This window comes from Citrobacter sp. wls826 (genome assembly GCF_005281245.1).
Lineage (GTDB): Bacteria > Pseudomonadota > Gammaproteobacteria > Enterobacterales > Enterobacteriaceae > Citrobacter > Citrobacter braakii.
In genome coordinates, this window is the sequence record NZ_SZWS01000030.1 from 81938 (window position 1) to 94959 (window position 13022).

At 48.1% G+C, this 13022-nt stretch carries 12 protein-coding genes; all 12 read left to right on the forward strand.

Annotation, left to right across the window (positions count from 1 at the left end):
- Nucleotide 1: 1 nt before the first annotated feature.
- The gene (gene tssB / locus FDW87_RS07945) at nt 2–475 is read left to right on the forward strand and encodes a type VI secretion system contractile sheath small subunit (RefSeq protein WP_252363070.1); all 474 of its coding nucleotides are present in this window, start codon (nt 2–4) and stop codon (nt 473–475) included.
- A gap of 65 nt (nt 476–540) precedes the next feature.
- On the forward strand, nt 541–2070 hold the full coding sequence (gene tssC / locus FDW87_RS07950) for a type VI secretion system contractile sheath large subunit (RefSeq protein WP_016157464.1): 1530 nt from the start codon (nt 541–543) through the stop codon (nt 2068–2070).
- 23 nt (nt 2071–2093) lie between these two features.
- Nucleotides 2094–3431 carry a type VI secretion system baseplate subunit TssK gene (gene tssK / locus FDW87_RS07955; protein WP_016157463.1) on the forward strand — a complete coding sequence of 446 codons (1338 nt, stop codon included), beginning with the start codon at nt 2094–2096 and terminating at the stop codon, nt 3429–3431.
- A 5-nt stretch (nt 3432–3436) separates the two neighbouring features.
- A complete protein-coding gene (gene tssL / locus FDW87_RS07960; RefSeq protein WP_075848594.1) occupies nt 3437–4078 on the forward strand; it encodes a type VI secretion system protein TssL, short form in 642 nt (213 codons plus the stop codon).
- Between the two features lie 3 nt (nt 4079–4081).
- On the forward strand, nt 4082–5746 hold the full coding sequence (locus FDW87_RS07965) for an OmpA family protein (RefSeq protein ID WP_137379612.1): 1665 nt from the start codon (nt 4082–4084) through the stop codon (nt 5744–5746).
- A 16-nt stretch (nt 5747–5762) separates the two neighbouring features.
- Nucleotides 5763–6254, forward strand: a complete 492-nt coding sequence (gene tssD / locus FDW87_RS07970) for a type VI secretion system tube protein TssD (RefSeq protein ID WP_137379613.1) — start codon at nt 5763–5765, stop codon at nt 6252–6254.
- Between the two features lie 161 nt (nt 6255–6415).
- Nucleotides 6416–9037, forward strand: a complete 2622-nt coding sequence (gene tssH / locus FDW87_RS07975; protein ID WP_137379614.1) for a type VI secretion system ATPase TssH — start codon at nt 6416–6418, stop codon at nt 9035–9037.
- 86 nt (nt 9038–9123) lie between these two features.
- Nucleotides 9124–9762: a hypothetical protein gene (locus FDW87_RS07980; RefSeq protein ID WP_252363071.1), complete on the forward strand. Its 639-nt coding sequence runs from the start codon at nt 9124–9126 to the stop codon at nt 9760–9762.
- Between the two features lie 304 nt (nt 9763–10066).
- The gene (locus FDW87_RS21160) at nt 10067–10249 is read left to right on the forward strand and encodes a hypothetical protein (RefSeq protein WP_212725439.1); all 183 of its coding nucleotides are present in this window, start codon (nt 10067–10069) and stop codon (nt 10247–10249) included.
- Complete coding sequence (locus FDW87_RS07990) at nt 10242–10934, forward strand: hypothetical protein (RefSeq protein WP_049268749.1); 693 nt, start codon at nt 10242–10244, stop codon at nt 10932–10934. Before FDW87_RS21160 ends, FDW87_RS07990 begins: the two co-directional genes overlap by 8 nt.
- 6 nt (nt 10935–10940) lie before the next feature.
- Nucleotides 10941–11342, forward strand: a complete 402-nt coding sequence (locus tag FDW87_RS07995; RefSeq protein WP_016157455.1) for a hypothetical protein — start codon at nt 10941–10943, stop codon at nt 11340–11342.
- 55 nt (nt 11343–11397) lie between these two features.
- Nucleotides 11398–13022: type VI secretion system Vgr family protein (locus FDW87_RS08000; protein WP_252363072.1), on the forward strand; the 1625-nt coding region annotated here is incomplete at its 3' end.

A 13022-nucleotide genomic window follows, 5' to 3' on the forward strand; every position in this document is an offset into this window, starting at 1 on the left:
AGTGCCGACGGCACGTGTTAATATTAAGTTAGATTTACATACCGGAGGCGTTCAGAAAAAGGTTGAATTGCCGTTAAAACTTTTGGCTGTAGGTGATTTCAGTAATGGTAGAGAACAACGACCATTATTCGAGCGCGAAAAGGTTGATATTAATAAAAATAATTTCAATGATGTGTTAGCTAAGTTCGCACCAGTAGTAAATATGAGTGTTAAAAATACGTTAGCTGGTGAAGACAGAACTGACGATATTAACCTTACCTTTAAAAATATCCGCGATTTTGAACCTGAACAGGTCGCACGAAATATCCCACAATTACGCGTTCTGTTGGCTATGCGTAACTTACTGCGCGACCTGAAATCTAACTTACTCGATAACGCTGCTTTTCGTCGCGAGCTGGAAATCATCCTCAAAAATCCAGCCCTGAGTCAGGAACTGCGTGATGAACTGGCAACCATGATGCCAGAAGAGATTTAACGTTATACAGGGTTTCCTCCGCTTAATTGGCAGGAATAGTAAAGGATCATAAAAGGAATATGTTGATGTCTGTTCAGGAACATACCTCTTCAGTCGCGACCACCACGACCAGTGAACGCAGCGTTTATCAATCCCTCTTTGACAAAATTAATCTTTCCCCGGTTTCGACATTAAAAAATGTAGATGCATGGCAGAGCGATGAAGCGCTTTCTGATGCCGCTCCGGCTGAACGCGTGACCGCCGCTATTCAGGTTCTGGTCTCTTGCCTGGCGGATGCTGCGCAGCCAGTAGAGCGCCTGGATAAAACGCTGCTGGATGAGCAGATTGCTCGTCTGGACAAGCAGATTAGCGACCAGGTTAATGAAGTTATGCACCATGCTGAATTTCAAAAACAAGAATCGCTCTGGCGTGGTGTGCACTCGATGATCACCGGTATCGATTTTCGCCAAAATGTCCGTGTAGAAATGATGGATATCAGCAAGGACGCGCTGCGTGATGATTTTGACGACGCGCCGGAACTTATCCAAAGTGGGTTATATCGCCATGTTTATATTGAAGAATATGATCAGCCAGGCGGCGAACCCATTGCGGCAATGATTTCAGCATACGAATTTGATAACAGCCCACAGGATATTGCACTGCTGCGCAATATTTCGGGTGTGTCGGCTGCCTGTCATATGCCGTTCATTGGTTCCGTTGGGCCGAAATTCTTCCTGAAGGAAAATATGGAAGAAGTCGCAGCCATAAAAGATATCAATGATTATTTCGAACGAGCTGAATACATCAAGTGGAAAGCATTCCGTGATAGCGACGATTCACGCTATATCGGATTAACTATGCCGCGTGTTCTGGGTCGCCTGCCGTATGGTCCTGATACCGTGCCGGTACGTAGTTTTAACTATGTTGAAGAAGTTAAGGGCCCGGATCATGAAAAATATCTGTGGACCAGCGCCTCTTTCTCTTTCGCTGTGAACATGGTGAAAAGTTTTATCAAGAATGGCTGGTGCGTCCAGATCCGTGGACCACAGGCGGGTGGTGCGGTTAAAGACTTGCCTATCCATCTGTACGATCTGGGGACAGGCAATCAGGTGAAGATCCCGTCTGAGGTGATGATTCCGGAAACCCGGGAGTTTGAATTCGCCAACCTCGGCTTTATTCCGCTTTCTTATTATAAGAATCGTGATTACGCCTGCTTCTTTTCTGCTAACTCGGCTCAAAAACCTGCGCTGTTTGATACAGCGGAAGCGACGGCTAACAGCCGGATTAACTCACGTCTACCGTATATCTTCCTGCTTTCCCGTATCGCTCACTACCTGAAAATCCTGCAGCGAGAAAATATAGGTACGACCAAAGATCGCCGTCTGCTTGAGCTTGAACTGAACAACTGGCTGCGCAGTCTGGTAACCGAAATGACCGATCCTGGCGATGACTTGCAGGCTTCACACCCGCTTCGTGACGGGCGTGTTGTGGTGGAGGATATTGAGGATAACCCAGGCTTCTTCCGCGTGCGGCTGTATGCCATTCCGCATTTCCAGGTTGAAGGTATGGACGTCAGTTTGTCGTTAGTTTCACAAATGCCTAAGTCGAAATCTTAACGACACAATGCACAGGAGGTGCGATGAAGATCTATCGCCCGTTATGGAGCGAGGGGGCCTTTCTGGCTCCCCAGCAGTTTCAGCAACAGACACGTTGGGATGCCTATGTAGCCGACGTCGTGGCTCATATGTCACTTTCATCACCGTGGGGCGTCATTAGCGCGGAGTTTGATGAAAGTGCGCTAACGGTTTCCCGTTTGAATCCCGTTAATCTGGTTGTGCGTTTTCCTGACGGTACGTTAGTGGATACAGGTATTTCAGATAACCTGCCTCCGGCGTGTGATTTATCGCATCTTACTGGTTACAGCAGCGTTGATATCGTCCTGGCGTTGCCGCTGCTTTCGGCTAATGGCGGCAATCTTTCGTCAGGCAACGGCGTTAGCCGTCCGTGTCGCTGGCAGCAGGAATGGCTGCCAGTGCAGGATCTCTCTGGTCAGGAACGGACTGATATGGCAGTGCTGCGGCATGCTATCACCCTCCGGTATGCCCACGATGATAACAGCGCTTATCTGACCTGTCCGGTAGCTTGCCTGACTCGTAATGCTCAGGGGCAATGGGAGCTGGGACGCGATTTTTTACCGCCATCGCTTTCACTCTCAGCCAGCCCCTTATTAATCAATTCTCTCAGTGATTTGGTGCATCGCATCCAGGCCCGTTGTCGCCGTCTGATGGCCTTGCGTCGTGAAAGTAACGAACGAATGGCGGATTTTGCGGTAGCAGATGTTTCGTTGTTTTGGCTGCTGAATGCGCTTAATAGCTCGGAGCCTGTACTGAGAGAAATGCTGCAAAACCCAGGCCGTCACCCCGAACTTTTGTGGCGTGAACTGGCGCGGTTAGCGGGCAGCCTGCTGACCTTTTCATTAGAAAATGATGTCAGCGTTGTGCCGCCATACCAGCACGCAAATCCGCAGCAAGTATTCCCTCCACTGTTTGCATTGCTGGTGGAACTGCTGGAAGCCAGCCTGCCATCTCGTGTTGTCGCTATTGAGCTGACGCAGGAGAGACAGTTCTGGAATGGTGCACTGTCGGATGTTCGACTGCGTGAAGGCGCTGATTTTTACCTGTCCGTTCGTTCAGATCTCCCTGCGCATGTCCTACTGACGCAATTTCCACAGCTCTGTAAAGCGGGGAGCAGGGCAGACGTGTCTGATGTAGTCAATGTAGCACTCAGCGGAATTCCGTTAAAACCGCTGACGCATGTACCCGCAGCCATCCCGTTACGACTGGAAAATCAATACTTTGCTCTTGAGGTTAATCATCCAGCAGCTCAGGCCATGCTGGACGCTGGTAATTGCGCCTTCTATGTGCCGGGAACGCTGGGAGAGATCCAACTCGAGTTATTCGCCGTATTAAGGGATTGAAATAAATGAATAAGGATATTGATCAGGTGTTCTGGCCTACCTGGCTTGCTGTAAGCCAACTACGTGGCGGGTTGGAAGTCGACGATGGGGCTGCTTTTTATCGCCGGGCCTGCCAATGGGTTGATTCTGCGCGTAATGCATTGCGTGACCTGGGGTACAGCGAGCACAGCGTTGAACATATGCTCTACACCCAATGTGCGTTACTGGATGAAAGCGTGTTGAACCGTAACCGGCAGGATAGCGGTTATATCACCTGGCTTGCGACACCCTTACAGGCACGCTATTTCAATACCACCAATGCCGGGGAAGAGCTCTGGGAGCGCATCCGTACCGTACTGCGCGAGCCCGTTCCTGATACCGCCGTATTAACCTGCTTTTATCGCGCAATCACGCTTGGTTTTGTGGGTCGCTATCGTGAGCAGGGTGATGAACGTCGTGAAGATGTTCTCGAAGCGCTGTCAACTCAGGCGATGCCTTTTAAGTTAAAACACGATTCACCAGTAATCATGCGTGCGTCCGGCTTCTCTGGCGGTAAGCGCCGCTGGTGGCTGGCATGGATTGTTGGCGCGCTGGCGTTGGGGGCTTTGTGGCTAACATTTTCTCATGTCTTACAAGGGCAGATTGCTCAGCTGATTGGGCAGGGTTAAGACATGGCCCAGTTGCGAGGGATCGTTAACTATGTGCTGGCGGCCGTACTGGCTTTACTGTTGGTCTGGGGATTCAGCCCAGTAAGTGCGGGTATCCGGGGCGGCCTTACCGTCATTGTTTTATTGCTTTCCATTCCAGGGATCGTTTATGGCTGGCGTCAGTATGGTCGGTTGAAGCCTGAGCATTCTGCTCATGAAGTTGCGCTCCCTCCGGAGAGTTTCAGTGGGCCTGTCGTGCTGGTGTGTGGCGACAATGAGCCATTGTTTGCCGGACGTAGCGATTCTTGCGAGAGTTCGCAGGGCTGGTATTTATCTGTCCAGTCCCCGGAACATTTTATTGCTCTGGTTCGTCAGATAGCTGTGCAGCGCCCGGGGCTTCTAATGCGCGTGTCCGTGATGCTGGCATTGACCCCAGAACGGCATAAAGATGAAGATGCGCTTAAGCATATGCTACTCAGTTGGCGGCGTGTGGTAACCCAGAGTCGGCGTTGGTTATCAGGTATACCGCCGTTTTGGTTGTGCTGTTGGCTGAATTCTCCTCAATGTAATGAGACTGTACGTTGGTTTATTCGAACCCCTCAGGATGCAGAGGTGCAGTCAGCTACGGGATTAGACGACTTTGCACCTTTCTCTTCGGAAGAGCGACCGGCTCGCCACTCTCATCTAACACATGCAGTGTGGTTAGATAATTTACTGGGCTGGCTGAAGAAGGTGCAAGGCGATACCGAACGCCATGCTCCGCCTCTTTTCTCTGCTTTACGGGTTGTGTGTTTCACCTCATTAGCGGTTTACGAAAATAATCTGTGGCAACGGCATATCACTGTTCAAACAACGCTTTCTCCTGCGGCATCAGCAGCGCCCGTACTGCTGCCTTTTCCTGATTTAGCGTTGCCTTTTTTATCCCGCCGCCGGGCACTGACAGCATTTCAACGAACGCTGGGCGTAAGCGGTCTGCTATGCGGCATTTTTGTCGGGCTGGCGATGACGTGCAGCTTTATCAATAACCAACATCTCATCAGGATCACAAACGATCATCTGATGTTATACCGCCATCTTACTGGCAATCCTGCCGAGCCAAAGATTCAGGCCCAGGAACAGCTTCGTCGTGATGCACAGTGGCTTGATCGCTGGTATCAGCGTGGTGAGCCCCTTTCTCTTTCAATGGGATTGTATCAGGGGATGAGATTGATCCCGCCTTTGCAGGCCGCCATCAGCGACTGGCTGCCAACTGAAAAACCGAAAGTGACCTCCCCGCATACCGTTCGACTGGACAGTATGTCGCTGTTTGATACGGGCGAATGGGCGTTAAAAGCGGGTTCAACAAAAGTACTCATTCGAGCTTTGGTCAATATCAAAGCCAAGCCCGGTTGGCTGATAGTCATCGCCGGACATACCGATGATGTGGGTGACGATAAATCTAATCAGCAGCTCTCTCTCAAACGCGCGGAATCTGTTCGCGACTGGATGCGTGATACCGGTGACGTCGCGGAGAGCTGTTTTGCTGTTCAGGGTTACGGCGAATTACGTCCCTACAAAACCAACGATACGCCGGAGGGGAGGGCTGCCAACCGCCGTGTAGAGATCAGTCTGGTACCGCAGGCTGATGCCTGTCGGGTGTCGGGCATGAAGGAACCGTCACCGCAAGGCGGTGACGCATTAACGAAGTAAAAATGGAGAAAGAGTTATGGCAATTCCAGTCTACCTTTGGCTGAAAGACGACGGCGGTGCGGATATTAAGGGCTCTGTTGATGTGAAAGACCGTGTGGGCAGTATCGAAGTAGTGGCTCAGGAACATAACCTGTACATCCCTACCGATAACAACACCGGTAAGTTGACCGGGACGCGCATCCATACCCCGTTTCTTTTCACTAAGGAAATCGATGTTTCCAGCCCGTATCTGTACAAGGCTGTAACCACTGGTCAGACCCTGCGTCAGGCAGAGTTCAAATGGTATCGCATCAATGATGCTGGTCAGGAAGTGGAATACTTCAACACCACTCTGCATAACGTGAAAGTGGTGAAAGTAAATCCTGTGATGTACGACATCAAAGATCCGGCTAAAGAGAAGCATAACCACCTGGAACAGATTGAACTGCGCTACGAGAAGATCGTCTGGACGTATAAGGATGGCAACATTATCCATTCTGACGCCTGGAACGAGCGTACCACCGCGTAACGCACTAACGGATGAGGATTTCCTCATCCGTTTTTTTATGCCCTCTGCTGAGTATCCGGCTCGGGGATTTAGCAGAGAGTATCAACGTCACTATTACCTTATGGGCATTGGGTTACGGCCACGGGCGGTAGCGTGCCTGAATACAGGGAGTCAGGAAGCAAATGGAACACCAGTCAGCAGTGTTATTACGACGTCTCAACCCCTATTGTGCTCAGGCGCTTGAAGCGGCGGCATCGTTATGCCAAACGCGTGCGCATGCAGAAATCACTCCCGAACATTGGTTACTGAAGCTATTGGAACAGGGGGAGGGCGATATTACTGTAATTGCACGTCGTTATGAATGGGATATCGACAATCTCTGGCAGTCGCTGCTGGCGCATCTGGATGTTCAGCCTCGTTCCGTAAAAAGCCGCCCGCAGTTGTCTGATGTTCTCCTCTCTTTAATGCAACAAGCGTGGCTGTGTGCAGCAACGGATGAAAATTCGCAGATTCGTGGTGTGCATCTGCTGATGGCGCTGGTGGGAAAGCCTTCGCTACTGAAGTGTGATGGCCTGTGGCCTCTTCTGAGCGCAGGACATACTCAACTGGAACGGCTCCTGCCGCTATTAAATGTTCAGTCGGATGAACGTCCTGAAAGACAGCAAGAGGCCGCTCTGGCGCAGTTTACCTCTGATGATGAACCGGGTCGAAATCTGGCCCAGTCGACTTTGTCGCCCGCATTACAAGGGGGGCTCGATAAATTTACATTAGACGTGACCGCGAAAGCGCGTGCCGGTGATATCGATCCGGTATTTGGGCGTGATTATGAAATTCGGCAAATGGTGGATGTGCTATCTCGTCGTCGAAAAAACAATCCAATTCTGGTTGGGGAACCCGGCGTCGGCAAGACCGCTCTGGTGGAGGGGCTGGCGCTGCGTATTGCTGAAGGTAACGTGCCGGATAGCCTGAAAACAGTAACCTTACGTACGCTGGATCTTGGGCTGTTGCAGGCAGGTGCTGGAGTGAAAGGTGAGTTTGAGCAGCGATTAAAAAATATCATTGATGCCATTCAGCAATCGCCAACTCCTGTTCTGCTCTTTATCGATGAAGCACACACCATCATTGGGGCCGGTAATCAGGCGGGGGGAGCTGATGCAGCCAACCTGCTAAAACCCGCTCTGGCCAGAGGTGAATTGCGAACCATCGCAGCGACCACATGGAGCGAATATAAACAGTATTTTGAGCGTGATGCTGCGCTGGAGCGGCGTTTTCAAATGGTTAAAGTGGATGAACCGGATGATGACACTGCCTGTTTAATGCTGCGTGGTCTGAAATCACGCTACGCGGAACACCATGGCGTTCACATCACCGACGAAGCGGTTAAAGCTGCTGTTCTGCTCTCTCGCCGCTATCTTACCGGACGGCAATTACCCGACAAAGCCGTCGACCTGCTGGATACCGCAGGTGCAAGAGTGCGGATGTGCCTTGATACCGTTCCTGAACCCCTTACGCGCTTGAAGTCGGAGATCACCGCGCTTGAAATTGAAAAACAGGCGTTGCTTGCAGACCTCGCAGTAGGAAATGGTCAGCATGATGAAAGGCTGGCCAGCATTGAACAGCATGAGAATCGCCTGCTTGTCGAGCTTGATGAACTGGAAACCCAGTATGGCCAGGAAATAGCGCTCACTGAGCAACTGCTGACCTGCCGCCGTGATATTTCTCGTCAGGCGGAAACGATTGAATTGCAGCAACAGCTTAGTGTGCTTCAGCAGGGCCATCCTTTACTGTTTCCGGATGTAGACGCGCGCACAGTTGCTACGGTGATCGCCGACTGGACCGGTGTACCGTTGTCTTCACTAATGAAGGACTCCCAGACAGACTTGCTGACGCTTGAAACCCAGATGGGAAACCGCGTTGTCGGGCAGGATTATGCGCTAAATACTATCGCACAGCGGTTGCGGGCATCAAAAACAGGACTTACTCCGGAAAACGGCCCACAGGGTGTTTTTCTGCTAACTGGACCAAGCGGAACCGGGAAAACGGAGACGGCGCTGGCCCTGGCTGACATTCTCTTTGGCGGTGAAAAGTCGCTGATCACGATTAATCTGTCTGAGTATCAGGAGTCGCACACCGTGAGCCAACTTAAGGGCTCACCTCCGGGGTATGTGGGTTATGGTCAGGGAGGGATCCTGACTGAAGCAGTGCGAAAACGCCCCTATAGCGTGGTATTGCTGGATGAAGTAGAAAAAGCGCATCGCGACGTCATAAACCTGTTTTACCAGGTATTTGACCGCGGTTTCATGCGAGATGGTGAAGGCCGAGAAATTGATTTTCGCAACACCGTTATTTTGATGACTTCCAATCTTGGCGGCGACGCTGTGATGCAGATGCTGGAAGAACAGCCGGAAACCACGGAGTCCGATCTGCACGAGCGGCTGCGCCCCCTCTTGCGCGATCATTTCCAGCCGGCGCTACTGGCTCGCTTCCAGACTATTATCTACCATCCGCTCAGTGAACCTGCGTTACGTACGATTGTACAAATGAAACTGGATCAAGTTAGACAGCGATTACTGCGTCACTACGGCATCACTACGACGATATCTGAGAACCTTTTTGATGCCCTGACAGCCGCTTGCCTGCTACCGGATACGGGGGCGAGGAATATTGATAGCCTGCTGAATCAACAAATCTTGCCAGTGCTCAGCCAGCAGTTGTTAACGTATCTTTCCCGGCAGCAAAAACCTCAGCAGCTCACTTTGAGTTGGAGTGATGAAGAGGGAATTGAATTGATAATTGATAATTGATAACGAGTGAAAAATAAAACCCAGAGATAAGACTAATGCTGGGTTTTATATTGTACTGGGATATGCGTTGCGCAACAGGACTAAATATGGATGGTGCTAAAGAGCTTGCCAAAGATATGCTCGAAGCTATTAACATTGATGACTCTGGATTTATAGTTGCTTTGACAAAAGGGCTTATATCATTTCCGGTGAGTATGGGATATCTGGCCTATGATTTTATGGATACAGAACATCACAGAGCGAATGCTGATGACAAATACAGGTTTGCCAGACTTATTAATAAAGTGGGGTTTAATAAGGAGTTGATAGGTCAGGTTGTTGGGGTTTTTATTAATGATTTTTCTTCTCGACTGGATTTTTCTTTAATGGTGGAAAAAATAGTTGGGGATAGTGCCGGAAGGATGATTTTTTCAGAGCTAACTGGCGTTAAAATTGGGTATGTTATTTCTAATCGGTTGGTCACGGCATTTTTTTCAGGTGCTTGTATAGGCTCGCTTCTTACGTTGGGAGCGGAGGTATCCAGGGCAATCTATACATCTCGCTATCTTGCTGCAAGGAGTCCTGGCCATTACCAAAAATTGAAAGATATGGGAGACCTGGATCTGCTTTATTTTCTGATAGAAGATCTTGTTTCACCTTTTGAAAAAGCAATTGAGCTTCACAATACAAATGAGGTTTTTTTAATGAGGTTTGCCAATGTTTTCTGGAAGGTCTGGGAAGTTTAGAGAAATAGTAATATATTTAATGTATTATTTTTCATATCTGATGGGTAATCTATTATGCATGTTTGGCATTGCCTTTTCTATTTGGTTTTTTTTTGTTTCTAACGATGCGTTTCGATATTTATGGGGCGCGGGAAATATTTTATTGATTGTTTTAGGGTATTTTATGATGAGATTTGGCTGGCCTCATGTGCGTAGTAATTGGGATGATTATCTGTGATTTTTTAGTTAATGGGAAATTGTGTTGGTCAGTATTATTATGGTTTTATAAGTACGTAAATATATTTAATTAAATGGAGTTAACTCTATGAATATGGAACTAACAACATCACGGCCCACGCTTAACCGCTACAGCTTAACGATTCCTTCATGCCCGCATGCACTGGATGTGGTGCGTTTTGAGGGGCTGGAGCAGTTAAGCGTTCTCTACCATTATTCTGTCCGATCTACTTGTAGTATTGAGTTTGAGTTAAGAGCTAATAATGAGTAAACGTAACGATATTATTGAACCTTCTGAGTGGACATCGACTCGTAAAACAGGGCTTGTTTATAGCGAAATATTGGGATGGATAGATATAGGCCATGCACAGGGAAGTGATATCAAAAACCTGATGATAGATATAAAACGAGGTGAATCAGGCTGTGATGGTTATTATGAAGTCACTTATAGCCAAAAAATGTTTGTATACCATCGCCAGTTTGGTACAGGAAAGTTTGTTAAGTGGCGTATCAAACAAGGTTTATCTGCATGTGAGAAAAACAGCGTTGCGTTGGCCATGATGATGACGACGGCGCGCGTGTTTGAAAGTTTGCAAGCTAATTGGTGTTTTAGTTGGTATACCGACAGTGGTTTTAGCGGAGAGGATCTTACCTCTGATCTTTTAGGCTTCTACAGGGCAATTCTTCCCTCAGACTACCAGTCAAGACTAAGGTTAGTCAGTAAAGAGCGAGCACTGAATCGATGGGATTTTTATGGGCCGATAGGCAATTATAAGAATAAAGGATTTTTACCATTACTGTTTCCAGACCCGTCTGATAATTGTGCTGTTCATAAACCCTATAAAGGGAGTTTGCCTTCGTTTATGACATGGGTGCAGCCGTGGAGTGATTTCACTTCTGGTCGGGTACAAGTGATCAGCGGGGATGGCGGTTATTATTCATTTTTGTCGAGGTGAATGGTAATGAGCTACTATAAAATATTACTGGTGACTATTGCTTTGATTTCCTTGTCACCTCTTTTAATACCCTGGCCAGATAAATTAGAATATCGGGAAAGTGATTTTTTTGATTACTATTTCTACACAGATGTTGATATCAAGCAGGCCCCAAGGATCTCAAATAATTATTATTTCGAATATATTTCTCCTGAGGGAAGTACTCGGGAAACAAATCTTATTATTTTTCACGGTGGTGATGCAGAAGTTATTCGTAATTATCTAACAGGTCTTGGTTTTCATCTTTATGATTATAGTGATAATGGTAGGGAAGAGCTTTGGATATCTAGCGATAATCTTCGATTTACTTTTTCCATTGTCACAAATAAGAAAGCGGATATAGTTGTTTTAATAAAGACAATGCGTTGAGAGTAACTTTTACTTTCTGAAAATAGCTCTTTATAAAATTACAAGGGTTAAATATATGGGAATGTCCGAATCACTGGGTGGTAGGATGTCATTTATATCTGAAAATACGTTAAACCGTTATCAATTGTATATCCCTTCATGCAAGTCTGTACTGGATGTTATTAATTTTAGTGGTACGGAGGAAATGAGTTCGCTGTATCGATATGTAGTTCATTTTTCCAGCAATGATAAAGACATTGCAGCAGAGTCGATACTTAGAAAATCGACTACATTGACCATGGGAATAGGGAGGTTAAGTGAGTTAACTGCCCGAAAAGTGGTACATGGTATTGTGACATCTTTCCATCGTATAAGTGGTTCAAAAGACCAGGCAACCTATCAGTTAATCATTGAACCTTTTGTCGCGTTGTTGAAAAATCAATTTCGCACGCACCGTTTTTTTATAAATATGTCAGTTCCGGACGTTGTTAGTCAAATTTTACAGGAGCATGGTTTAAAAGACTGGGAATATAATTTTGATTTGGCAATGGAATATCCAAAACGAGAGCAAATTAATCAGTATCACGAAAGCGATCTGGTTTTTATTGAACGTTTGCTCTCTGAAGTGGGAATATTCTTCTTCTTCAGGCTTCAGCCTGATGCTGGTACTGAAGTGATCTATTTTGCTGATAAACAAAGCGCATGGGAGTTTGGCAAAACATTACCGCTGAATAGTCCCTCCGGAATGAATGACAATGGTATCGACTCAGTCTGGGATATTCAGTTCCACCAGTCTGCGGTGCAGGCATCGGTTACTGCTGGGGACTATAACCATCGTCAGGCACAGAAAATATTATTTTCTGCACAAGCCGATATGACTTACGGTGACGGTGACGGGGTGACTTACGGGGATGTTTACCACTATCGCCCGCGCCATCTTGAAACGGGTGATAAGGTATCTCCATCGCCTGAGACAGGGAATTTTTGGGCTCGTCTGGAACATGAGCGTTATCTCTCCTCACAAGCCACAATCACTGGATTATCAACCGATGTAAGCCTCAGCCCGGCTCAGGTCCTGAATATTACGGAATCCACACCTGTCCCAACGCTTCCTGCCAGTGTGTGTAACAGCTTGCTGGTTACGGCGGTTTCATTCAGCGCAAGCCGAAAGGAAGCACTACAAGTGGTGTTGATGGCGACCGTTTACAGTGAAACGCGCTGTTGGAGACCTCCACTAAAACCGCGGCCAGTGATTAGCGGCACGCTAATGGCACGTGTTTCAAGCCCGAAAAAGAATGATGAATATGCTCATTTGAATCAGAGCGGGCTTTATTGGGTTAAGTTTGATGCGGATCGTGATGATAAACAACAGGGCTACGAAAGTATGCCAGTACGCCTTGCCAAACCCTATGGCGGCGACACCTACGGTATTCACTTCCCGCTGATACAGGGCACAGAAGTGGCGGTGGCGTTCCATGAAGGGGATCCGGACCGGCCTTATATCGCCCATGCGCTGCATGACTCCCGACATCCTGACCACGTGACGGAGGCAAACCACACCCGCAACGTCATCCGCACGCCCGCCAATAACAAACTGCGCATGGAGGACAAACGGGGCGAGGAGCACATCAAGCTCAGCACTGAGTACGGCGGGAAGACGCAGCTGAACCTGGGGCATAACGTGGATGCGCAGCGCGCGCT